The sequence below is a fragment of the Comamonas sp. Z3 genome, from assembly GCF_008121565.1.
GTDB lineage: Bacteria > Pseudomonadota > Gammaproteobacteria > Burkholderiales > Burkholderiaceae_C > Comamonas > Comamonas brasiliensis.
Map to the genome: position 1 here is coordinate 132,813 of NZ_VOQU01000005.1, position 23,676 is coordinate 156,488.

Annotated in this window: 19 protein-coding genes and 2 riboswitches; of the genes, 4 read left to right on the plus strand and 15 right to left on the minus strand. The window is 63.3% G+C overall.

All coding sequences use genetic code 11. The features are described 5' to 3' along the window. Positions 1–12 precede the first annotated feature (12 nt). The 10 genes from FSY59_RS15940 to FSY59_RS15985 form a co-directional block, all read right to left on the minus strand. Positions 13–1,251 (minus strand): high-affinity branched-chain amino acid ABC transporter permease LivM, encoded by a 1,239-nt coding sequence (locus FSY59_RS15940; RefSeq protein ID WP_003055480.1) that lies wholly within the window; start codon positions 1,249–1,251, stop codon positions 13–15. After that, positions 1,251–2,174, minus strand: coding sequence for a high-affinity branched-chain amino acid ABC transporter permease LivH (gene livH / locus FSY59_RS15945; RefSeq protein WP_003055478.1), 924 nt, complete (start codon positions 2,172–2,174; stop codon positions 1,251–1,253). The genes FSY59_RS15940 and livH overlap by 1 nt, the downstream gene beginning before the upstream one ends. 97 nt (positions 2,175–2,271) lie before the next feature. After that, the gene (locus tag FSY59_RS15950; RefSeq protein ID WP_003055476.1) at positions 2,272–3,393 is read right to left on the minus strand and encodes a high-affinity branched-chain amino acid ABC transporter substrate-binding protein; all 1,122 of its coding nucleotides are present in this window, start codon (positions 3,391–3,393) and stop codon (positions 2,272–2,274) included. 350 nt (positions 3,394–3,743) lie between these two features. Beyond that, a complete protein-coding gene (locus FSY59_RS15955; RefSeq protein WP_148729294.1) occupies positions 3,744–4,406 on the minus strand; it encodes an RluA family pseudouridine synthase in 663 nt (220 codons plus the stop codon). A gap of 20 nt (positions 4,407–4,426) precedes the next feature. Then, positions 4,427–6,607 (minus strand): PAS domain-containing sensor histidine kinase, encoded by a 2,181-nt coding sequence (locus tag FSY59_RS15960; protein ID WP_034399997.1) that lies wholly within the window; start codon positions 6,605–6,607, stop codon positions 4,427–4,429. A gap of 251 nt (positions 6,608–6,858) precedes the next feature. After that, the gene (gene gcvP / locus FSY59_RS15965) at positions 6,859–9,762 is read right to left on the minus strand and encodes an aminomethyl-transferring glycine dehydrogenase (protein WP_148729295.1); all 2,904 of its coding nucleotides are present in this window, start codon (positions 9,760–9,762) and stop codon (positions 6,859–6,861) included. Between the two features lie 90 nt (positions 9,763–9,852). Then, a complete protein-coding gene (locus FSY59_RS15970) occupies positions 9,853–10,404 on the minus strand; it encodes a MolR family transcriptional regulator (protein WP_043372652.1) in 552 nt (183 codons plus the stop codon). 47 nt (positions 10,405–10,451) lie between these two features. Continuing rightward, positions 10,452–10,826, minus strand: a complete 375-nt coding sequence (gene gcvH / locus FSY59_RS15975; protein WP_043002936.1) for a glycine cleavage system protein GcvH — start codon at positions 10,824–10,826, stop codon at positions 10,452–10,454. A gap of 122 nt (positions 10,827–10,948) precedes the next feature. Further along, complete coding sequence (gene gcvT / locus FSY59_RS15980) at positions 10,949–12,085, minus strand: glycine cleavage system aminomethyltransferase GcvT (RefSeq protein WP_187427928.1); 1,137 nt, start codon at positions 12,083–12,085, stop codon at positions 10,949–10,951. Between the two features lie 64 nt (positions 12,086–12,149). Then, a riboswitch (glycine riboswitch) is annotated at positions 12,150–12,275 on the minus strand. A gap of 19 nt (positions 12,276–12,294) precedes the next feature. Further along, positions 12,295–12,404, minus strand: a riboswitch (glycine riboswitch). Positions 12,405–12,493: 89 nt separating this feature from the next. Then, positions 12,494–12,940 carry an energy transducer TonB gene (locus tag FSY59_RS15985; protein ID WP_255439507.1) on the minus strand — a complete coding sequence of 149 codons (447 nt, stop codon included), beginning with the start codon at positions 12,938–12,940 and terminating at the stop codon, positions 12,494–12,496. A 283-nt stretch (positions 12,941–13,223) separates the two neighbouring features. Here FSY59_RS15985 and FSY59_RS15990 point away from each other — a divergent pair, with 283 nt between their 5' ends. From FSY59_RS15990 to FSY59_RS16000, 3 genes are all read left to right on the plus strand, one after another. Further along, complete coding sequence (locus FSY59_RS15990; protein WP_003055461.1) at positions 13,224–13,757, plus strand: 2,4'-dihydroxyacetophenone dioxygenase family protein; 534 nt, start codon at positions 13,224–13,226, stop codon at positions 13,755–13,757. A 90-nt stretch (positions 13,758–13,847) separates the two neighbouring features. Beyond that, positions 13,848–15,104 (plus strand): MFS transporter, encoded by a 1,257-nt coding sequence (locus tag FSY59_RS15995; protein WP_148729298.1) that lies wholly within the window; start codon positions 13,848–13,850, stop codon positions 15,102–15,104. Beyond that, positions 15,101–16,201: a 2,3-butanediol dehydrogenase gene (locus FSY59_RS16000; protein ID WP_148729299.1), complete on the plus strand. Its 1,101-nt coding sequence runs from the start codon at positions 15,101–15,103 to the stop codon at positions 16,199–16,201. The genes FSY59_RS15995 and FSY59_RS16000 overlap by 4 nt, the downstream gene beginning before the upstream one ends. A gap of 28 nt (positions 16,202–16,229) precedes the next feature. Here FSY59_RS16000 and FSY59_RS16005 read toward each other — a convergent pair whose 3' ends face one another. Beyond that, positions 16,230–17,210: a helix-turn-helix domain-containing protein gene (locus FSY59_RS16005; RefSeq protein ID WP_148729300.1), complete on the minus strand. Its 981-nt coding sequence runs from the start codon at positions 17,208–17,210 to the stop codon at positions 16,230–16,232. Positions 17,211–17,365: 155 nt separating this feature from the next. Next, positions 17,366–18,478: an MBL fold metallo-hydrolase gene (locus FSY59_RS16010; RefSeq protein ID WP_255439508.1), complete on the minus strand. Its 1,113-nt coding sequence runs from the start codon at positions 18,476–18,478 to the stop codon at positions 17,366–17,368. Between the two features lie 150 nt (positions 18,479–18,628). Between FSY59_RS16010 and FSY59_RS16015 the strand changes: the two genes are divergently transcribed. After that, the gene (locus FSY59_RS16015) at positions 18,629–18,958 is read left to right on the plus strand and encodes a hypothetical protein (protein WP_003055445.1); all 330 of its coding nucleotides are present in this window, start codon (positions 18,629–18,631) and stop codon (positions 18,956–18,958) included. A gap of 66 nt (positions 18,959–19,024) precedes the next feature. Here FSY59_RS16015 and FSY59_RS16020 read toward each other — a convergent pair whose 3' ends face one another. The 3 genes from FSY59_RS16020 to FSY59_RS16030 form a co-directional block, all read right to left on the minus strand. Then, positions 19,025–20,638 carry a DHA2 family efflux MFS transporter permease subunit gene (locus tag FSY59_RS16020; protein WP_148729301.1) on the minus strand — a complete coding sequence of 538 codons (1,614 nt, stop codon included), beginning with the start codon at positions 20,636–20,638 and terminating at the stop codon, positions 19,025–19,027. A 15-nt stretch (positions 20,639–20,653) separates the two neighbouring features. Next, positions 20,654–21,985, minus strand: a complete 1,332-nt coding sequence (locus FSY59_RS16025; protein ID WP_148729302.1) for an HlyD family efflux transporter periplasmic adaptor subunit — start codon at positions 21,983–21,985, stop codon at positions 20,654–20,656. 151 nt (positions 21,986–22,136) lie between these two features. Further along, positions 22,137–23,621: an efflux transporter outer membrane subunit gene (locus FSY59_RS16030; RefSeq protein WP_148729303.1), complete on the minus strand. Its 1,485-nt coding sequence runs from the start codon at positions 23,619–23,621 to the stop codon at positions 22,137–22,139. Positions 23,622–23,676: the final 55 nt, after the last annotated feature.

Genomic DNA, 23,676 nt, shown 5'->3' on the forward strand with positions numbered 1-23,676 from the left:
TCAGGTGGAGTTTCATGACTTCACCTCCACCTGATGTCGCTTCATGGGCAACAGGCCCTGGGGACGCCAGATCATCATCAGAATCATGACCAGGCCGAAGATCAGCATGCGGTATTCGGAGAATTCGCGTGCCAGCTCGGGCAGTACGGTCAGGATGATGGCAGCGACGATTACGCCAAGCTGCGAGCCCATGCCGCCCAGCACCACGATGGCCAGGATCAGGGCCGACTCGATGAAGGTGAAGGACTCGGGATTGACAATGCCCTGGCGTGCCGCAAAGAAGGCCCCGCCGAAACCCGCGAACATGGCGCCCAGCGTGAAGGCCGAGAGCTTGATCTTCATGGGGTTCAGGCCCAGGGAGCGGCAGGCGATCTCGTCTTCGCGCAGGGCTTCCCAGGCGCGGCCTATGGGCATGCGGATCAGGCGGTTGCTGATGAACAGCGTCACCATGGCCAGCAACAGCGCCATCAGATACAGCGCGATCACCATGTGCATGGAGTTGAACTCCATGCCGAAGAACTGGTGAAAAGTGGTGCCGTCCTCGGTCAGCGGCGTGCGTGTCATCGGCAGGCCCAGCACCGAGGGCTTGGGGATGCTGGAGATGCCATCGGGGCCGCCCGTGAAGCTGGTCAGGTTGACCAGCAGCAGGCGGATGATTTCACCAAAGCCCAGCGTCACGATGGCCAGATAGTCGCCGCGCAGGCGCAGCACGGGAAAGCCCAGTACGAAGCCGAACAGCGCCGAGGCCGCACCGGCCAGCGGCAGCGCTTCCCAGAACGTCCAGCCGGCCCAGTGGAACAGCAGCGCGTAGGTGTAGGCACCCACGGCATAGAAGCCCACAAAGCCCAGATCCAGCAGGCCGGCAAAGCCGACCACCACATTCAGGCCCAGGCCCAGCATGACGTAAATCATGGCCAGAGTTGCAATGTCGACGGCATTGCGGCCGGCGAAGAAGGGCCAGGACGCGGCCATCATTAGCACCACGAAGATGACGACGTTGCGGGTGCCCGACTTCATCTGCGGCACGGCCGGCAGGTTGAGCGTGGGCAGTTTGCCGGCGAACAGGGGCTTGAGCATCTGCACGACGAAGATGGCCAGGCAGGCCCAGCCGGTCATGCTCCAGTCGGGGGCGATGACGGTGCGAACACCGGCGCGCTCCAGGTGCAGGCTGAAGATGGGGGTGACGACGATGGCCGTCATCACGGTGGCGATCAGCGCATCGCGCAAAGCGGCAGAAAAGCTGTACTTCATCAGACCTTCTCCACTTCAGGTTTGCCCAGCAGGCCCGAGGGACGGAACATCAGGATGGTCACCAGCAGGCCGAAGGCCACGATGTCCTTGTATTCCGACGAGATGTAGGCGGCGGCAAAAGTCTCGGCCACTCCCAGAATCACACCGCCCAGCATGGCACCGGGAATGGAGCCGATGCCCCCAAGCACGGCAGCCGTGAAGGCCTTGATGCCGGCCAGAAAGCCGATGAAGGGATTGAGCTTGCCCACGGCCAGCGCAATCAGCACGCCGCCCACGGCGGCCAGCACGGCGCCCAGCACAAAGGTGAAGGAGATGACCTTGTTGGTGTCGATTCCCAGCAGATTGGCCATGTGCATGTCCTGCGCGCAGGCACGCGAGGCACGGCCCATGCGCGAATGCTTGATGTACATGGTCAGCGCGATCATCAGCACCACGGTCACGGCAATGATGAGCACGCGGGTGTAGGGGATGAAGACCTCGAAATCTCCCATGTGGAAGTTGATGGCACCGGGCAGCAGCGAAGGAACGGCCATGTCGCGCGCACCCTGGCCCAGGGCCACCCAGTTCTGCAGGAAGATGGACATGCCGATGGCCGAGATCAGCGCCACCAGGCGCGGACTCTGGCGCACGGGCTTGTAGGCCACCTGTTCGACCACCAGGCCGTAGACGCCGGTGACGAAGACGGCCACGACCAGCATCAGGCCGATGATGGCCCAGACCGGCAAGCCGCTTTGCGTGCCTATGGCAGAAAGCGTGACCAGGCCTATATAGGCCCCGATCATGTAGATGTCGCCGTGTGCGAAATTGATCATGCCGATGATGCCGTAGACCATGGTGTAGCCAATGGCGATCAGGGCGTAAATGGCTCCGAGTGAGAGCCCGTTGAAAAGCTGTTGTATCAGCTGGGGGAGAATGTCTGACATGTAACGCCACCCTTGAAACAGGAAAAGGCCCGAGGGCCAGATAGCAAATATCCGGAGGCATGGCCCCTGCCATTGCCCCCGGAAGAAGGTGGTGGAATTACTTTGCGAGCGACTTGCTGCCGTCCTTGTGCCACTGGAAGACCTGGAAGTCGAAGGAGTTCAGGTCACCCTGCTTGTTCCAGGAGACGGGACCCAGCACGGTGTCCACACCGGTGGACTTGTGCATCCAGTCCGCCACCTTGGCAGGGTTGTCGCCGGCGGCCTTGATGGCGGCCAGCAGAGACTGGGTGGCGGCAAACGAGGTCAGCTGGAAGGCGCCCGAAGCATTGCGCTTCTTGTCGGCGAAAGCCTTCACCACAGCCGCGTTCTTGGGGTTGGCGGCAAAGTCGGCGGGCAGGGTCACCAGCATGCCTTCGACGGCAGGGCCGGCGATGGCGTTGACTTCAGGATTGCCCACGCCTTCGGGGCCCATCATCTTGACCTTCAGGCCTTGCTCGGCAGCCTGGCGCAGCAGCAGGCCCATTTCTGGGTGGTAGCCGCCGTAGTAGACAAAGTCCACGCCTGCGCCCTTGAGCTTGGTGATCACGGCGGAGTAGTCGCTGTCGCCGGCGTTGATGCCCTCAAACAGGGCCACGTCGATCTTGGCCTTCTTCAGGTCGTCACGCACGGAGGAGGCAATGCCCTGTCCATAGGACTGCTTGTCATGCAGCACGGCAACCTTCTTGGGCTTGAGCTTCTCGGCAATGAACTTGGCGGCTGCGGGGCCCTGCTGGTCATCACGGCCGATGGTGCGGAAGATGAAGTGGTAGTTCTTGCCGTCGGTCAGTGCGGGGGAGGTGGCCGAGGGAGTGACGACCACCACGCCTTCGTTGTTGTAGATGGGCGCTGCGGCAATCGAGGCACCCGAGCAGACGGGGCCGACCACATAGCCGATCTTGCTGTTGACCACGCGGTTGGCTGCAACAGGGCCTTGCTTGGGCTCGCAGGCATCATCCACGGGCACCAGTTCGATCTTCTTGCCATTGATGCCGCCAGAGGCGTTGGCCATTTCGACGGCGGTGGTTGCGCCTTCCTTGACCATGTCGCCATACTGGGTCAGCGCACCGGTGGTTGGGATGACCAGGGCGATCTTGATTTGGGCATGCGCGGTGGAGACCAGGGCGGCACCAGCCAGGCCCAGGGCGGCAACAACGGTTTGCATGCGGAACGGAATGCTCATGAGGACTTCCTTAATCTCGAGAGATGTTCGAAAAGCGCGATTGCTGCCATAGCAGTTCGCGCAAAGAAGCTCAGATTAATCGAGTGGTAAACGAAGGCAACAGGGTATGCAGGGGCTGGTGCAGGCTTTCGGTTTTTGCTATGTCGTGCATAGCAGCTATTACCCAGAGGCTATGGCCTTGCCTTCATTTGTAGTGTATTTGCATGGCCCAAGCCGGAACGGTGCGGCAAGTGTCTGCATCGGCGGTCTTTGGGTGCCGATTCCGGGGGGGCGCGGGCATGGTTTCGAAGGGTCTTTGTTGCAGCGCAGCAACTGTTGCTGCTTGACGGCTGCAGCAGATTTGATGCAGCTTAAAAGTCAGGCTCGCTTTTCAGCATCAGCAAAGTGCCGGTGACCGGATGTACCAGCTCCAGTGCCGTCGCATGCAGCAACAGCCTCGGGCTGGCGCTGGCCACCGTTTCGTCGGCATACAGCGCATCGCCCAGGATGGCGTGACCCGAGGTGGCCATATGCAGGCGCAATTGATGGGTGCGGCCCGTCAGCGGACTCAGCAGGACGCGGGTGCAGGTCATCTCCTGCTGCCCGGTCTGCTCCAGCACCTGCCATAGTGTCTGGCTGCTTTTGCCGTTTTCGTGGTTGATGACTCGCAGCGGACGGCGTTCCCAGTCGGCCGCGATCGGCAGATCGATCAGCTGCCAGCCCTGGGCATCGGCGGTTTCCGGACCCGCCTGCAGATCACCGGCCACCACGGCGATATAGCGCTTGTCGACCTGGCGTTCGGCAAAGGCCTGGCCGAGCTGCCGCTGTACGACCGGATTGCGCGCCATGATGACCAGACCCGAGGTGGCCTGATCGAGCCGGTGCACCACCAGCGCATCGCCGAAATGCTGCAGGGCGCGCAGGCTCAGGCAATCTTGCTTGTCCGGGCCGCGACCGGGCACGCACAGCAGGCCCGAGGGCTTGTCCAGCACCAGCAGATGCTCATCTTCATAAACACAGTTCAACGCACTCATTCAAGCATTTGTCGGTGGTTTCAGGGGTTCAGCAACTCATGAACGGTGGCGCAGAACTCCTGCACGTCGTTGGGCTTGTGGATCAGGGCCCGGGCTCCGGCTGCAATCGCGGCCTGCTCGATCTCGGCCGTCACATAACCGGAGGCCAGCGCCACGGGCAGTTGCGGGCTGACCTGCAAAGCCTGCCTGAGCAGGTCCAGGCCGCTGAAGCCGGGCATGTTGTAGTCGGTGACGATGAGGTCAAAGCGCTCGGGCTCGCTTTCCAGGGCCGCCATGGCCTCGCGCGGGTCGGTGAAGCCCGAGACTTCATAGCCGCGACGGCGCAGCAGACGCTGGAAAAGAAAGACCAGGGCCTGGTCGTCATCCACATACATCACATGGCTGGCGCGCGTGGCCTGGACCGGCTCGGCCAGCGGCGCTTCGGGCTTGTCCGTGCGCAGCGGTGCCTGCGTAGGGTGACTGCCGCTCGGCTCGCCGAGGGGAAAGTACAGCGTGAAGCAGCTGCCCTGGCCCAGCTCGCTGTGCACATCGACGGCGCCGCCATGGGTGCGCATCACGCCATGTACCACCGACAGACCGAGGCCGGTACCCTGGCCCACCGGCTTGGTGGTGAAAAAAGGCTCGAAGATACGCCGCTGGGTCACGATGTCGATGCCGGGGCCCGAGTCCTGCACCATGAAGACCAGGTATTCGGCCACAGGCAGGCCCAGGCGTTCGCATTGGTAATGGTCGGGCGCGATGCGCATGGCCCGCATCTGGATGAAGCCGCGCTGGTTGCCAATGGCCTGCATGGCGTTGTTGCAGAGATTGAACAGCGCCTGCTCCACCTGGGTGGGGTCGGCCATCAGCGGCGGCAGCCCCTCGCTCTCCAGTACCTGCAATTCTATGGAAGGTGGCAAGGTCACGCGCAGCAGGCGCGCCGTGTCCGACATGACCTCCTGCACCTGAACGGGGCGGCGCTCGGGCAGGTCGTTGCGGCTGAAGGTCAGAATCTGGCGCACCAGATCACGCGCACGGCGACCGGCTTTTTCGATCTCGCGCAGGCTTTCCATGGCGGCCGGGTTGTTGGCGCTGTCGACTTTTGCGAGCTCCACATTGCCCAGAATGGCGCCCACGATGTTGTTGAAGTCATGGGCGATCCCGCCGGCCATGGTGCCCACGGCCTGCATCTTGTGGGATTCGCGCAGCTGGGTTTCCAGCGCATTGCGCTGGGCTTCGGCACGATTGCGGCTGGTCAGGTCGCGCGCAAAGATGGTGGTGGTGTCGCCGCTGCTGTGGTGCTCGAAGGAGACGCTGATTTCCATGGGGATCTCGCGTCCCGCCATGGTCAGACCCGTCATCTCGCCCAGCACGGCCTGCGTGGTCAGCGAGGAAAAGGCCAGTGCCCGTGCAGCATCGGGCAAAAAGCGTTCCAGCGGACTGCCCAGCGCATCCTGGGGCGAGCACAGAAACAGGGCTGCCGCCGTGGGGTTGAAGACGGTGATGCGCTGGTACTGGTCGACGCAGATGATGGCATCCAGCGCAGAGTTGATTACCGACTCCAGCCGTCTTTCGCTGGCATAGAGCTGCTGGTTGCGTTCCTGCAAGGCCTTGCGCTCGGCCAGCAGCGGGCCCTGGTTGACCACGGCGCACAGATACTGCCAGGTGGCCGGGCCGTTTTGCTGTGGCACGATCACGCCCGCCACATGCAGGTCGCCGCAGAGCTCGAATTCGTCGGTGATCCGGAACAGTACCTCGTGGACTTCGGCACGCCCCAGCGCCTTGGCCTGCTCGAAGGCTGTGGTCACGCGCTCCGCATCCTTGAAGTGCACAAAGGGCTTGAAGTTGATCAGCAGCCGATCTTTCTCGGTGGGCTGAAATGCGCGGTGGGCCATGGCATTGGCCTGGACCACCATATCGTATTCGTCGACCACCAGCAGCGGCAGCGGGATGCTGGCAAACAGTGTCTCAAATCGCTCCGACGCACTCTCGGCCACGGCCTGGCTGTAGTTGAGCACCTCGTTCTGCAGCTCCAGCTCGTGCTGGTAGTTGCGCAGCTCTGCCACCAGAGCCTGCAGCGGGTCATCATCGTCGGGCACCAGGGGCTGGGTGCTGGCGTTCAGGCCCAACGGGGCGGCGCCCGGGGCCAGCAGGGCATGCAGGGGCAGACCGCCGTCGATCACAGGCAGCAAGGGTGGGGGCGTGGGTTCGGAGGAGCTCATGAAACAGGCAGAATTCCCGGCAGTGTAAGCCGGTCCCGGCTCCTGCCCTAGAAAAAGCGGATCGTTGCTCATCATCGGCCCATTCAAGACCATGTCCCGCAGCAGCCCTGGAGAGGGCATGGACCTTGGGCACTCATTCACTGATGGCAGGGCGCGTCCTATTGCCGGGTGCATGGGCTTGAATCGGGATGAAAAAAGCCAGTGCGACGGCAGTGCACTGGCTTTGGCGGCGGAAGGCCGGTCTCGGGCTATCAGTTAGCGTAGGCATCCATGGGCACGCAGCTGCAAAACAGATTGCGGTCACCATAGACGTTGTCCACGCGGCCCACGGGGCTCCAGTACTTGGCGCGGCGCAGCGCCGGCAGGGGGTAGGCAGCTGTCTCGCGGCTATAGCCATGCTGCCAGTCTGCGGTCAGCAAGGACTCTGCCGTGTGGGGCGCGTTCTTGAGCGGGTTGTCGTCCCGCGGCAGTCTGCCGGCCTCCACTTCGGCAATTTCGGCGCGGATGGCGATCATGGCCTCGACGAAGCGGTCCAGCTCATACAGGCTTTCGCTCTCGGTCGGCTCCACCATCAGCGTGTTGGGCACGGGAAAGGACAGCGTCGGTGCATGGAAGCCGTAGTCGATCAGACGCTTGGCAACGTCCTCGGCCATCACGCCGCAGCTGTCCTTGAAGTGGCGCAGATCCACGATGCACTCATGGGCCACGTGCCCGTATTCGCCCGCGTACAGCGTGGGGAAGTGCTCCTTGAGTCGCGCGCTGATGTAGTTGGCGTTGAGGATGGCGGTCTCGGTTGCCAGCTTCAGGCCCGGTTCGCCCATCATGCGGATATACATCCAGCTGATTGGAAGAACGGCTGCATTGCCCAGAGGCGCTGCGCTGACAGCGCCCACCTGGCGGACATCGCCTGCGGTGGCATGCCCCGGCAGAAAGGGCACCAGATCCTCGACCACGCATACGGGGCCGACTCCGGGGCCGCCGCCGCCGTGGGGAATGCAGAAGGTCTTGTGCAGGTTCAGATGGCTGACATCTCCGCCGAACTCGCCAGGCGCTGCAAGACCCACCAGGGCGTTCATATTGGCGCCGTCCACATAGACGCGGCCGCCATGGCTGTGCACCAGCTGGCACAGCTCCTTGACCTGGGTCTCGAACACGCCGTGCGTGCTGGGGTAGGTGATCATGATGCAGGCCAGATTGGCGCTGTGCTTCTCGCAGGCCAGCTTCAGATCCGCCATGTCCACGTTGCCGTTGTCGTCACATTGGGTGACCACGACCTGCAGGCCCACCATTTGCGCGCTGGCCGGGTTGGTGCCGTGGGCGCTGCTGGGAATCAGGCAGATATTGCGGTGTGCCTCGCCGCGTGACTCATGGAAGGCCTTGATGGCCAGCAGACCTGCGTATTCTCCCTGGCTGCCCGCATTGGGCTGCAGGCTGATGCCCGCGTAGCCCGTGGCCTGACACAGCCAGTCGCGCAGCTGCCGGTCCAGCTCGGCATAGCCTTGCAGCTGGTTGCAGGGCGCAAACGGGTGGATGTCGGCGAACGCTGGCCAGGTGATGGGAATCATCTCGCTGGTGGCGTTGAGCTTCATGGTGCAACTGCCCAGCGGGATCATGCTGCGGTCCAGTGCCAGGTCCTTGTCGCTGAGGCTGCGGATATAACGCAGCATGGCGGTTTCGGAATGGTGGGTGTTGAAGACCGGGTGGCTCAGATAGGCTGTGCTGCGCTGCAGGGATTCGGGGATCAGCGAGGTCGGGCCTTCGTCCATGGCCTCGATGGTGGGCAGAACCTGGCCCTCCTGGGCAAAGATGCTCCAGAGCAGCTCGACATCGGCCCGGGTCGTGGTTTCGTCCAGGCTGATGCAGAGATATTCATCCCAGGCCTTGCGCAGATTGACGCCTCGGGATACGGCACGGGCCGCCAGGGCATCGGTTGCCTCCCGGGTATGCAGGCTCAGTGTGTCGAAGGCCGTGTCGTGGTGATGGGCGCTGAAGCCCAGCTGGGCCAGGCCCCGGCTCAGGATCGCCGTCAGGCGTGCCACCCGCTGTGCGATGCGCTTCAGCCCCTGGGGGCCGTGGTAGACGGCATACATGCTGGCGATCACGGCCGGCAGGACCTGGGCCGTGCAGATATTGGACGTCGCCTTTTCGCGGCGGATATGTTGTTCGCGCGTCTGCAGCGCGAGGCGGTAGGCGGGCTTGCCATGCACATCGACGCTGACGCCCACCAGGCGACCAGGCAGGCTGCGCTTGTATTCGTCGCGGCAGGCCATGAAGGCTGCGTGCGGGCCGCCTGCGCCCATGGGCATGCCGAAGCGCTGGCTGTTGCCCACGACAATATCGGCACCCCATTCTCCGGGAGGTGTCAGCAGGGTCAGGGCCAGCAGGTCGGTTGCCACGATGGCAGCCGCCTGCTTGGCGTGAATGGCTTGCACATCGGCCTTCCAGTCCACAATCCAGCCGCTGGACGCGGGGTACTGGATGACCGCGGCAAACAGATCGCCTGCCAGCGCAGTTTCCCACTCCTGCTGGCTGTTGGCGATCACCACTTCGATGCCGATCGGCCGGGCGCGGGTCTGGATGACTTCAATCGTCTGCGGGTGCAGATCGCCGGCGAGCACGATGCGATGGCTTCTGGATTTGACAGAGCGCCTGGCCAGCGTCATGGCCTCGGCGGCAGCCGTGGCTTCGTCCAGCATCGAGGCATTGGCAATCGGCATGCCGGTCAGGTCGGTCACCATGGTCTGGAAATTGACCAGTGCTTCCATGCGACCCTGCGAAATCTCGGCCTGGTAGGGTGTGTAGGCTGTGTACCAGGCGGGATTCTCGAGGATGTTGCGCAGGATGACGCCCGGCGTGTGCGTGCCGTAGTAGCCCTGGCCGATAAAGCTCTTCAGCATCTGGTTCTTGCTGGCGATGGCCTTGAGTTCGGCCAGCGCAGCGGCTTCGGTAATCGGCGCCGGAAGATCCATGGGCCTGGCGCGGGCGATGGAGTCGGGCATCACATCGCGAATCAAGGCGTCCAGCGAGGGCTTGCCGATGGCGGCCAGCATTTTTTGCTGCTCCTCGGCGTCCGGGCCTATATGACGGGGGATGAATTCGTGGCTGTTTTCCAGCGCTTGCAGCGAAGCGACGGGGGCGGGAGGCGACATCAGCATGGGAGGGACCTATTCTCAAATACTGTGACTGACGGTTTGCATGCCAGGCATGCGTGAATGCCGTATGCCTGAAGGCATGCGGCCGGTGCTTCAAGCAGCGCTGGCCTGTTCCAGCGCGGTGTTCATCAGGGCCAGGCGTTCACTTTCCTGGTCGGCATACTCCCAATCGGGATATTTGCTGCGTGCCACGGTGTTCAGCCATTGCTGGCAGGCCAGGGCAAGCAGTGCCTGCTGGTGCAGATCGGCATCGATGCTGCCGGTGATCTTGAACTGGCCAAAGGCCGTGGCCACGTGGGCGCGGCAGACCGAGCGCAGATAGCTCTGGTTCATGTCGTCGCTGGCCAGCCATTGGGCCTTGGCCGCATCGTCATGAGCCAGCATGTCCTCGGGCACTGGCAGATCCCAGTCGCTCAGTTGCTGGTGCAAAAAACGCAGCGCCTTGGCGGGCTTGCTGCCCGTCTGCTCCTGGTACCACTCTTCAAGTGCGGCCAGTGTGTCGCTGCCGTCATCGTTGCCGAAGGGGCTGAAGTCGTCACCGCAGTCGTAGTAGAAGTCCTGGGTCGCGATGCGCACAAAGGCCGGGTGGCTGGTCTCGCGGGCGAGACCGACTTCCGGATCGTCGAAATACTGGATGGTGCTCATGGCTGCATGCAAAAACGGCCTTCGCAGAGCGAGGGCCGTTGATACGCTTAGTTGTCCTTGGCGAAGTCGTTGTAGGCGGTCTCTTCCATCAGACCTTCGAGCTCGCCCACATTGCTCATCTTGACCTTGAAGAACCAGCCTGCGGCCAGCGGGTCGCTGTTGGCGAGCGACGGGTCATCGCGCAGGGCTTCGTTGACTTCGACGATCTCGCCGGTCACGGGCATGTAGACATCGGCAGCAGCCTTGACGGACTCGACCACGCCTGCGACATCGCCGGCCTTGAAGGTGGAGCCCACGGCAGGCAGATCCACAAACACCACATCGCCCAGCGCATCCTGTGCGTGTACGGTGATGCCGACGATGGCGGCATTGGTGTCAGCGGCGTTGATCCACTCGTGTTCTTTGGAATACTTGATGCTCATGAAAAGCTCCAGATGGGGGATTCAGGGGAATCGGGTGTTGTTTGAGAAAGGTCCAGATCGCACTTTAGCGGTGTTCTGGCCGCTGTTTGGCAAACTGGCCCGTCTCATCCGCGGCGGCAGACCTAGCCGCGGTAGTAGCGGGTGGGAACGAAGGGCGTGGCGACCACTTTCATGGGCACGGGCTTGCCGCGCACCATGGCGAAGATTTCCGTATCGATGGCAGCGTAGTCGGGCTCGACATAGGCCAGCGCCACGGGCTGGTTGAGCGTGGGGCTGAGCAGGCCGCTGGTAATGTGGCCGATATGCTGCCCGTCCATGTTCTCCAGCACAGCGGGCTCGCGCACGGGAATGCGCTCCAGCGCAATCAGGCCCACGCGCTTGCAGCGCAGCGATTGCGGGTTCTGCAATTGCTCCAGCACGATGGCTGCACCGGGAAAGCCTCCCTCGCGTTCGCCGCCGCTGCGGCGCACCTTCTGCATGGCCCAGTTCAGCGCGGCTTCGACGGGCGTGGTGCTGGTGTCGATGTCGTTGCCATACAGGCAAAGTCCGGCTTCAAGGCGCAGCGAGTTGCGCGCGCCCAGACCGACGGGCGCCACCTCGGGCTGGGCCAGCAGCGCTTCGGCAAAAGCTGTTGCCGCTTCGCCGGGCAAGGAGATTTCAAAACCGTCCTCGCCCGTATAGCCGCTGCGCGTGATGTAGAGCGCATGGCCTTGCCAGTCGAAGTGATTGCCGGTCATGAAGACCAATTGCGCAACACCGGGAATCAGGCGCGAGAGTGCCGCAGCGGCTTGCGGGCCTTGCAGGGCCAGCAGGGCGCGCTCGGGCAGAGGGATGACCTCGCAGCGGTTGGCGATGCGGCTCTGGATATGGGCGATATCGGCCTCTTTGCAGGCGCCGTTGACGATGAGGAACAGATCTTCGCCACGGTTGACGAACATCAGGTCGTCCAGAATGCCGCCTTGCTCATTGAGCAGCAGGCCGTAACGCTGTTTGTGCTGTCCCAGGTCCATGACATCGACGGGCATCAGCGATTCAAGCGCGGCGGCGGCATCGGGGCCACGCAGCAGCAACTGGCCCATGTGCGAGACATCGAACAGGCCGGCGGCCTTGCGGGTGTGCAGGTGCTCGGCCATCAGGCCTTGAGGGTATTGCACGGGCATGGCGTAGCCGGCAAACGGCACCATGCGGGCACCCAGTTTCTGGTGCAGGGCAAACAGCGGTGTGGAACGCAGATCGGAAGAGGTGTCAGCAGCAGTCACAGGCAAGCGCTCCGGTGGTCAAACCAAAATGAGTGGCCATGCATGGCTGGGCCATGCGTGGCGGGCTTGCCCTGCTGTCCGCTTTACCTGAGAGATTCACCGCCCTTGCTTTCGCGGGCAGTTTGCTCCTTCGGTGGATGTCGGCGCACATACGAAATGACGGCCTTCATCTCTCTCCAGCAAGGGACGCTGCAGGTTTGCACACCTTGCAGCGCTTGTCAGTCCTTTTGCCTGAGCGTTTTGACACCGGGTGGGGGTCTGCGCCTTCGGCGGTGCGAGGCAGCTTCAAGCTGCAGGCACTCTCTCCTGACGTTGGCAATTCTAGCGGTGGGCAGGGTGCCTGCACCACCGCAATGAGTGGATTTTGGGGTTTTCGAGCACAGATCGTCTATCACTGAGCTTGCGCTCTCACTGCGGGTCTGTGTTCATGGTGGGCGTGCGAGGGGCGTCGACTTCTTGGCGCGGAAACACCAACTGATAGGGCTGCTCGAAGCAGGACGTCACAGGCTGGCCCTGGCGCATGCCGGGCTTGAACTGCCAGCGTTTGAGCGATTGCAGTATGGACTTCACGATGCGTGGATCGGCATCGGCGGGCTGGTATGCCACACGGCCGAGCTGACCTTGAGCTGTGACTTCCAGACGGAAGACCACCGTGGTCTCCAATCCGTTCGGAAACCAGTGGGCGCTGATGAAAGGCGTGGTGTGGCGGCGTGGACGGGGTTGCTGGTCGAGCTGGGCGGGGGGCGTGCAATCTGCATTGATCCAGGCGGGCCAATTTACGGTTTGGCCGCCGGAAGCGGGGGCGGAGTCAGCCTGGGGCTGCAGGGGAGTGATGTCGGCCGCCTTAGGCGCCATGGCAGGGTTGCCGGCGCAGGCACTAAGCAGCACTGCTCCCAAGACGGCCGCGCATGCAGCAAGACAGCGTGAGTGGCGTGAAATATGCATGGCGGCATTCTCGGTCATCCCCGGTCGATTTTCGGAAGCGCTCCCGATGTGTGCTGTTCAGCCTGGGTCCGGCCGGCCTTGTCCAGGGTTTGTCTTGCGGGGTCAAACGCCATGTCCGGAGGAGGCAAAACAGATTTTTTGCCGCAGATAGGATTATGACGTTCATCAAAGAACATTTATCCAAGGAGACAAAATGCCCGAAAAAGCCACGAACGAATTTTGGAAGAATCTGAAGCCGATTTCTGATTGCTTTCAGCCCGATGCGCAGCCGGAAGTTTATATACAGAACGCGCCCACTGAGGACGAGCGCTATTATGTTCCATTCTCAGAGACTGTATTGTCCCGCCCTCTCTGGATTTCTCCATCGCAAAACAAATGGTGCGATATTCTGATGGCCAAGGAAGCGGGTCTGGTCAATCGGCATTACCACCCGCATGAAGTATTTGCCTATACCATTTCCGGGAAATGGGGTTATCTGGAGCATGACTGGACGGCCCGTGCCGGTGATTTCGTCTACGAGACACCGGGGGAAGGCCATACCCTGGTGGCCTATGAACATGAGCAACCCATGCGTGCGTTCTTTATCGTCAAGGGGCCGCTGATCTGGCTCGATGATGACGGAAAGCCGGACGGATATTTCGATGTTCACAGCTACATAGAGCTATGCCGAAAGCACTATGAAAAAGTCGGCATAGGTGCAGATTATGTGGACACGCTTTTTCGATAGCTATCTGAAATTGGCTTGAAAATGCATCAGATGAAAGGCGGGATTTTCTGAATAATGGAATAACCCGCCAAAAACGGAATGGAGAGAGACATGAGACATCGAGATGAAGCCCTAAAAATCGGGTGGGTGAGCTATGAAAACAAGCTGCTGCTCATTCTGTTTTTCACTTTTGGTATCGTTTTTTTTGACCGCCTGGCATTGTCGTTCTTATTTCCTTTTGTCTCCAAGGAACTGGATCTGAACAATGCCCAGCTGGGTATGCTTTCGTCGATCCTGGCATTGGCATGGGCGGCTTCCGGTGCATTCTTCGGGGCCTACACAGACCGCAAGGGCAAGCGCAAAACGGTGCTGATTCTTTCGGTACTGATGTTTTCGCTGTGTTCGGCCTTGTCGGGTCTGGTGGGCGGCTTTGTGGGGCTGTTGTTGTTGCGAGCGATGATGGGTTTGGCGGAAGGGCCGATACTGCCGCTGTCGCAGACTCTGATGGTCGAAGCCTCTACGCCGAGCCGTCGCGGCCTCAACATGGGCTTGCTGCAGGGCTCGTCTGCGGGCTTGCTGGGCGCCGTGATCGCACCGCCGGTGATTGTTGCGCTGGCCGTGGCTTATGGCTGGCGCACTGCGTTCTACCTGACCTGCGTTCCGGGGCTGATTGCCGCAGCGCTTATCTGGCGCCATGTGCGAAGCACAGATAGCAGCGGCCAGGCCGAAGCCGTGCCGACAGGCTCACGCTGGGCTCTGCTGCGTGAGCGCAATATCTGGCTGAGCGTGCTGATCAGCTGCGTCTTCATGGCCTGGTTCGTAATCATCATCTCTTTTGCGCCGACCTATCTGGTCAATGCCAAGGGCTTCGAGCCGGGCACGATGAGTGCGGTCATGAGCTGCATGGGCGTGGCCTGGGTCATCTGGGGTTTCGCAGTGCCAGCCATTTCGGACCGGGTAGGTCGCCGTCCTGCACTGATCTTCTTCTCCTTTGTCGCGGCCTGCTGTCCGATGGCTTTTTTGCATGTGCAGTCACCGGCGCTGTTGGGCGGCTTGCTGTTGCTGACTTACACCGGCCTGGGCTGCTTCACGCTCTTCATGGCCACGATTCCGGCGGAGACCGTTCCGCGAGCGGCCATGGCCACGGCCTTGGGGATGATCATGGGTTTTGGCGAGCTGCTTGGTGGTTTCGTCGCCCCGACGCTGGCCGGGCTGGCAGCCGATCGGTGGGGACTTGATGTGGTGATGTGGGTGGCGGCTGCGGGTGCTCTGCTGGCGGGCATGCTTTCCCTGGGGCTGATTGAAACAGCGCCCAGGCGCGTTGGCAGCGGCTTGCTGGCTGCCGCATTGAAGGAGTCGCAGGCATGAAAGCTCTGAAATGGCATGGCGCTCTCGATCTGCGTCTGGAAGTCATCGAGCGCAGGCCCTTGAAGGCCGGAGAAATCCGCATCGAGGTGGCGTACTGCGGGATCTGCGGCAGTGACATGCATGAGTATCTGCACGGGCCAGACTCGATTCCGGTCAATGTCCCGCATCCCTTGTCCGGTCGTGTTGCGCCCATCGTCATCGGTCACGAATTCTGTGGCACGGTGGTGGAAGTGGCAGCAGATGTGAAAGTGCTCGGCGTTGGCGACAGGATTGCCGTGGAGCCGGAGTACCGCTGCGGGCACTGCATCTATTGCCGCAGCGGGCGCTACAACCTGTGCGAATCCATGGGCTTTGTGGGGCTCATGGGAGATGGTGGCATGGCAGAGGAAGCCGTGGTTCCCGCCTATATGGCGCATGTGCTGCCCCCTTCGCTGAGCTTTAGGCAGGCTGCGGTGGCCGAGCCTGCTGCAGTGGCATTGCATGCTGTGCGCCGAAGCGCGTTGCGCGCTGGCGACGATTGCGTCATCTTCGGCATGGGGGCCATCGGTCTGCTGCTGGTGATGATGGCTAGGCACCATGAAGCGGGCCGCATCATTGCCGTCGACGTCGATGCACGGCGCCTGGGTCTGGCGCGCGAGCTAGGCGCCAGCGACACGGTCGATGCCAGTCAGGGCGATGTGGTGCAGCAGGTGCGTGAACTCACGGGCGGGGTGGGCGTACCAGTCTCGTTTGAAGCGGTGGGCCGCCCGGAAACACTGCAGGGTGCTCTTGGAGTGCTGAGCAAGGGCGGCGAAGCCGTGCTGCTGGGGCTCATGCCCGAGGCGCGTATCGATACCTTCGATCTGGTCAACCGTGAGCTGCGCATTACCTCCAGCCTGGGCTATCGGGGCCTGTATCCGGAACTGCTGGAGCTGATGGCTCGCGGGGTCGTGGACGCAGGCAAGATCGTGACCCACGTCGTAAGTCTGGAAGCTGCCATACAGGACGGCTTTGAGCGGCTGGCGTCTGCAGGGGATGCGATCAAGGTGCTGGTGCAGCCGCAGTCGCTGGAAGTGGACCGAGATGCCGGGTCCGGCGCTCACGCCGGTAGTTCCTGAGTCTTGGTGGTGCCCGCAGCGCCTGCCGCTAAGTCGTAGCCCGGTGCAGACCGGGCTGCTCGCGCATTTGCGTAGGTGTCATGCCGTGGTGCGAGCGGAACCTGCGCGCAAAGTGGGCCTGGCTGGCAAAGCCGCAGCGGTAGGCGATTTCGGCGATGCTGTAGCGGCCCAGGGCAGCCTGGCGCAATTCTATGGCAGCACGCTCCAGGCGGCGTATGAGAATCAGCTCGGTCACGCTGTGTCCCTCGGCCTGCAGCATCCGGTTCAGGTGCCTCAGGGAGACGCCTGAGGCGGCAGCGACTTCGCTCGCATCCAGTGAGTGGCGGTGCAGGTGCTCGTCGATATGGACGCGCGCGGCCAGCAGGTGGGAGGCGCGTAGCGCACTGCTGCCTGCTGCCTCTCCGGCCAGCATGGTGCGCAGCAGGTCGCAGGCCTCGAACTGCAGCCGATCCTGGTCCACCCCTTCCGGGCGGGCCATGGCATTGCCTACCAGCTTCTGGAACGCGTGATTGAGCACGCGTCCGCTGCCTGCCGCTCCCGAAACACAGATCGGGCCGGGAAGTTGCGCGCGGCTGCAGTTGCGGTAGAACCAGTCTGCGGGCGTATCCACGAGGAATTGGTGCATCTGGTGGGTGAAGCCGAACAGATAGGCATGCCGGGTGTCATAGATCACCAGGTCGCCGGGGGCAAGGTGGATGCAGCTGTGCTCCTGATAGAAGAAGGCACCGCTGCTGAGCACCAGGGAGACGAAAACCGACTCCTTGGGATGCTGGCGCACCAGTTGTGGCGTGCGCTCGATGACATGGGCATTGCCGTCGATGTCGGCCATGGCCAGCTGGCCTAACCGCATATTGCTCTGCCGCGCGTTCAGACCTTCGTCGGCGTAGGATGAGCAGCGCAATCCGACCAGAAAAGACGCGTTGTAGGCCTCCCATTGGTCCAGGCGCTGACTGGCGGGAAAGGCATCCGTAGCGATCCGGTTCACCGCGCATGGCGCAAGCGAGGGCATGGGTGTCTCCTTGGCAGGCTCTCATAGCGTTTGCCGACCTGGGGGAGCGAGTGGGTGTCGGCAGTGCCCTGCAAACTCTACCATGACATGTTTGCGCCCGGATCCGTGGAGTTACGGGGGCATCCTGCGGATCAAGGCCTGGCTGTCTGCGCGCATCAAGGATGGGGGCGGAAGTCTAGTGGCGTTACTTCGCCGGTTGAAGACGGTTGGTGCGAATCCGCCTTCAAGCCGGCGCAGGCGCGCCACCAGGCCGAGCCCGCATGCGGAGCGCCCAGGTCCAGGCGCTCGCCCATCATGGGGGTGGCAATCGCTATGCCGTGCTGTCTGCCCAGGCCCAGGATCTGCTCGAACGGGTCCCACCAGGCATGCATGGCGAGGTTGAACGTGCCGTTGTGTATGGGCAGCAGCCATTGGCCGCCGAGATCCCGGTGAGCCTGCACGGTCTGCGCCGGGTGCATATGGACATAGGGCCAGTGGGCATCGTAGGCGCCGGTCTCCATCAACGTGACATCGAAGGGGCCGAAGCGCCTGCCGATTTCGGCAAAACCGTCGAAGTAGCCGCCATCGCCGCTGAAGAAGACGCGCAGCGGCCTGTCGGCCTGACGATCTTCTATGGTCCAGGACGCCCAGAGCGTGCGGTTGCCGTCGCGCAGGCTACGTCCCGAGAAATGCTGGGCTGGCGTGGCCGTGAAACGCAGGCCGTCGACCTCGCTGCCCTGCCACCAGTCGTGCTGAACGATCTTGTCGGTCGGCACGCCCCAGGCCGCCAGTCTGTCTCCCACTCCCAAAGGGCAGAGAAAAATGCCCACCTTGGGCGCAAGCACGCGGATGGTGGCGCGGTCCAGGTGATCGTAGTGATCATGCGACAGCAGCACGCCGCGCAAGGCAGGCAACTCGTCCAGGGTAATCGGCGGGGCATGAAAGCGCCTGGGGCCGGCAAACGACAGTGGAGAGGCACGCTCGGAAAACACTGGGTCCGTCAGCCACCAGCCGCCGCGAAGCTTCATCAGCAAGGTCGAATGGCCCAGGCGATAGAGGCTGCGCTCGGGCGCGAGGTTCAGTTCAGCCGTGCTCAGCGGCAGAACGGGCAGTGCCTTGCCCGGCTCGGAATCGGCCGGCTTGTTGAAGAAGAACTTCCATAGCGTCCCGGCATCGGGCTTGGGGCTGTTGGCCGGACGTGGATGTGTGTTGCGAAAGCGCCCGCCCGAGTATTGAGGCGAGTCCTCGTAGTCGGCGAGGGGGGTGGTGAGGCTCGGTTTGTTAAACAAGATCGGGCGCCTGAGTGGGACATTGGCCGCAGTTTGGGACGGTTTGCAGCGCTGCAAGAGCCGATTTGCAAGAGGCCGTATCGCCGCAGCGGCCATTCCCATGATCGGATGAGTCGAATGCGACACTCGCTGTCCGAGGAGCAAATACACATGAATCCCATGGTTCGCAATCTGGAGGGCATGCTGGCAGCCGGCAAGGACGGTGCGCTGCTGCGCTATACCCTGGGCAAGGCCTATGCCGACGAGGAGCAGATGGCCGTCGCGCGCGAGCATCTGCGCAAGGCAACGGCGCTGGATGCCGAATACTCCGTCGCCTGGAAGCAGCTGGGCAAGGTGGAGCTGGCGCTGGGCGATGCACAGGCCGCGCGCGCCGCCTGGCAGCAAGGGCTGAGCTGCGCCCGGGCCAAGGGCGATGCCCAGGTCGTCAAGGAGTTGCAGGTGTTTTTGCGGCGCCTGGACAAGCAGGCTGCCGGCAGCTAGAACTATCAAAAAAATAGCTGGAAGCGCTTGTGGATAAGCGCTTCCAGCCAATTCATCCTGAAATTTTCAGTGTGCGCCGGCGGCCGCGTCGGCGCCTCCTGCGGCAGAGGCCGGGCGCTTGGTGAACCAGATCAGCACGATCAGGCTCAGGAACAGAAAGGACGATGCCAGAAAGATGTCGTCGGCGGCCCGCGTGAAGGCCTGCTGATCGATCAGCCGGTTGATCTGGGCATAGGCCTGCTCGGCACTCATGCCTGCCGCCTGCAGGTTTCTGACCGTGCTCGCAAACGTCCCCTGGCCCTGCACCAGCAGCTCGGTCAGATGCGCATGGTGCATGGAAGCCCGGCTTTCCCAGAGCGTGGTGGCAATCGAGGTGCCCATGGCGCCGGCCGTGATGCGCACGAAGTTGGACAGGCCTGCGGCGGCAGGAATGCGGTCCGGCGTCAGCCCGCTCAGCGTGATGGTGGTCAGCGGAATGAAGAAGAAGGCCATGGCGCCCCCTTGGATCAGCGTGGGAATCAGGATGTGGGCGAAGTCGGTCTCCACGGTGAACTGCGAGCGCATCCACAGCACCATGGCAAACACGATGAAGGCAATCGTCGCCATCTTGCGCGGATCCCAGACACCGACCTTGCGGCCCACCATGGGCGTAAGCAGGATGGCCAGCAGGCCCACCGGCGCCAGGGCCAGGCCGGCCGAGGTGGAGGTATAGCCCATCCATTGCTGCAGCCACAGCGGCAGCAGCACCACATTGCCGAAGAACAGACCATAGGCGATCGACAGCGCGATCGAGCCGGCCGCAAAGTTGCGTCGCTTGAACAGGCGCAGATCGACGACGGGATGGGCGTCGGTCAGCTCCCAGACCACGAACACGGCAAACGCCACCACGGAAATCACCGCAAAGGCGATGATTTCATTGGAGGCAAACCAGTCCAGTTCCTTGCCCTTGTCCAGCATCAGCTGCAGCGCAGCCACCCACAGCACGAGCAGGGACAGGCCCACGGTGTCGATAGGCAGCTTGCGCGTGGGCGTTTCGCGGTTGCGGTAGATGCTCCAGGTCATGAGGGCCGAGAGCAGGCCCACGGGCACGTTGATGTAGAAGATCCAGGGCCAGGAAATATTGTCCGTGATCCAGCCGCCCAGCAGCGGCCCCACCACGGGCGCGACCAGCGTGGTCACCCCCCAGAGCGATAGCGCGACACCGGCCTTGGCAGGCGGATAGCTGGACAGCAGCAGGGTCTGCGACAGCGGAATCATGGGGCCGGCCACAGCGCCTTGCAGCACGCGGAACAGCACCAGCATCTCCAGCGACGAGGCAAAGCCGCAGAGCCAGGAGGTCAGCACGAACAGCAGCACGCTCATGGTGAACAGGCGCACGGCGCCGAAGCGCTGGGTGAGCCAGCCCGTCAGCGGCACGGAGATGGCATTGGCCACACCAAAGCTGGTGATGACCCAGGTGCCCTGGCTGGGGCTGACGCCCACATCGCCGGAGATGGCCGGAATGGCCACGTTGGCGATGGAGGAGTCCAGCACGTTCATGAAGGTGGCCAGCGATAGCGCCAGCGTGCCCAGGGCGAGCTGCGCGCCCTTGAGCGGGGCGATGACCGGCGGCATGGGGCGGGCCGCCGGAGCCGGTGGCGAGGCGCCGGCTCCGGGGTTGGCAGAAGTCGTGGAAGTCATGGCTGATTCCGCGTCTTATTGCGCAGCTTGGGCTGCGGACTGGGCGGGCTGAGCGGGCTGAGCGGGCTGAGCGGGTGCGGCCGGTGCGGGCAGATCGGCCAGCCGGGTCAGTGCAGGCAGCTTGTCGCCCGCGATGATGTGCTGGATGCGCTGCTCGGCCTGTGCCAGGCTGCCGTCATAGACGGTGGTCTGGGCCACGGGCTCGCTGCGCGGCGTGCTGGCCAGGGCCTGGCCGTCCTTGTTGCGGATGTCGACCTTCACGTCCATGGACAGGCCCACACGCAGCGGGTGCTGCTTGAGCGCTTCGGGCTCCAGGCTGATGCGCACGGGAACGCGCTGCACCACCTTGATCCAGTTGCCCGTGGCGTTCTGGGCGGGCAGCAGCGCAAACGCCGCACCCGTGCCCGCGCCCAGGCCCACGACCTTGCCTTCGTAGGTGGTCTTGTCGCCGTAGACATCGGCGGTCAGCTCCACCTTCTGGCCCATGCGCAGATCGGCCAGCTGGCTTTCCTTGAAGTTGGCGTCCACCCAGAGCTTGTGCAGATCGACCACGGTCAGCAGCGGCGAGCCGGCTGCCACGCGCTGGCCCAGTTGCACGCCGCGCTTGGCCACAAAGCCGTCCACGGGCGCGATCAGTCGCGTGCGCTGCAGGGCCAGATAGGCTTCGCGCACCTTGGCTGCGGCCGCCATGACGGCGGGGAAGTCCTCGGCCGTCGTGCCCTTGGTCTGGGCTTCGGCGGCTGTCAGCTGGGCCTTGGCCGCGCGCACGGCGGCTTCTGCGGCCGCCACGGAATTGCTGGCCGCCGTTGCCAGGGCCTTGGCATGGTCAAACTCTTCCTTGCCCACGGCGCCGGTGGCCGTGAGCGGGCGGCGGCGTGTCACATCGTCGTTGGCCTTGGCGGCGTCGGCCTTGAGGCGCAGCAGATCGGCTTCGCGCTGGGCCACCTGGGCGGCCAGCGGGGCGTTGTTGGCATACAGGGTACGGGTCTGGCGCGCGGTCTGGGCCAGTTGCGACTCGGCCTGGGCCAGTTGCACCAGATAGTCGGCAGGGTCCAGCTGCACCAGCAACTGGCCGGCCCTGACATAGTCGGTATCGTCGGCGCCGATGCTGATCACGGTGCCGCCGACCTGGGGCGTGATCTGCACCACGTTGCCGGCCACATAGGCGTTGTCCGTGGTCTGGTAGTTGCGGGCCACCATCCAGTGCCAGCCTCCCCAGGCGATGGCGGCCACGGCGACAGCGGCCGCCACGATGGTCAGGCCCTTGCGGCGGCCCGCAGGGTTGGCGCTGGGCGTAGCTGCCGCAGGAGCTTGGGGAGCGTTCTGAGTAGGCTTGGTGTCGGTCATGATGTTGGCGCTTTGTTATCTGTGAAGCGGTTTTGCGCTATTGAAAAAGAGGAGCTGCTGACGCTTGTCAATAAAGGAATTGAAAGTGTTTCTGCCTTGAATTCATTGATGGCAGATCGAGGGCAGCTATTAATTTTGTTGAGCCCGATGTTTATTGCAGGGCAACAGCCGGGGTGTCGTCGCTCCAGCCGCCGCCCAGGGCTGCGGCCAGGGCCACACGGGTATCGAGCTCGCGTGCCTGCAGGTCCACGGCCAGGCGGCGTTGGTTGATGAGCTGGGTTTCGGTGTTGAGCACGGTGATCTGGCTGCCCAGGCCGGCCTGATAGCGCTGCACGGCAAAGTCATAGGCCCGCTCGGCCTTGGACAGCGACTCGGTTTGCAGCTGCTGCTGGCGCTTCAGCGATTGCACGGAGGCAATCGCGTCGCCCGCCTGCTTGACGGCATCGAGCACGGCGCCGTTGTACTGGGCGATGGCGGTGTCGAGATCGGCCTGTTTGCCGCGCAACTGGGCGCGCAGGCGCTTGCCGTCGAAGATGGGCAGGCGCAGCGCGGGCGTGATGCCCATCTGGCGCGAGCTGCCCTGCAGCAGATTGTCCAGGCCCAGCGCGTTCAGGCCCACAAAGGCGGTCAGGTTCACATCGGGGTAGAAGTCGGCCCTGGCGGATTCAATGCCTTGCGTGGCCGCTTCCACGCGCCAGCGCGCGGCAACCACATCGGGGCGGCGGCCCAGCAGATCCGCGCCCAGAGCCTGTGGCACGGGCTGGATGCGCAGCACCGACAGTCTGGGCGAGAGCGCATTCTGCGCATCGGGCGCCTGGGCGCAGAGCAGGGCAATGGTGCGGCGCGCCAGCGTGATCTGCTCGCCGAGCATCTCGATCTGGGTCTGGGCATCGGGCATGCCTGCCTGGGCCTGGGTCAGCTCCACCTGGCTGTCGAGGCCCGCTCGGGTGCGCTGCTCGCTCAGGTTCAGCAATGACTGGCGCTGGCCCAGCGTGCGTTCTGCCACTTCCTTCTGGGCAATCAGCCGCGCCAGGGCGATATAGCTGCGCGCCACCTGTGCGGCCAACTGGTTGGCGGCGGCAGCGCTGTCGGCCTTGGCGGCGCGCGCCTGGCCCAGCGCGGCCTGCAGGTCTGCGGCATGCTTGCCGAAGAAGTCGGGCGACCAGGACAGGCCGGCCTGCAGATTGCCGCTGTTGTAGATATTGCCCGCGATGGGGGCGGGAATCATGCCGTTGGCCGTGTAGCGCTGGCGTGTGGCGTCGGCGCTCAGCGTGCCGCGCACATCGCTGGCCGTGCTGCTGGCCGTGGCCAGGGCTGCGGCTTTTTCAAAGCGGGCGTTGCTGGCGGCCAGGCTGGGGCTGCCGGCCAGGGCCTGATCGATGAGCTGATTGAGCCGGGCATCGCCCAGACCTGCCCACCATTGGGAGGAGGCCAGTGCCGTGGCATCTGCAGTGCTGAGGCTGGAGGAGTCGTTGAGGCCGACATCGGCCGAGCCCAGTCGCGCCAGTGGCTGGTGCGCCGGTCCTTGCGAGGCACAGCCTGCCAGTGTCAGCGCAGCGGCCAGTGCTGCGGTTGCCAGCAGCGGGCGGCCAGGGGCCTGCTCTGCAGCGGGTTTGCTTGAAGGTCTAGAGGTCATGGAAAAGTGCCAGTGGTTTTTATTGAAATAGGGCGGTGAAAAAAGTAGGCAGCAG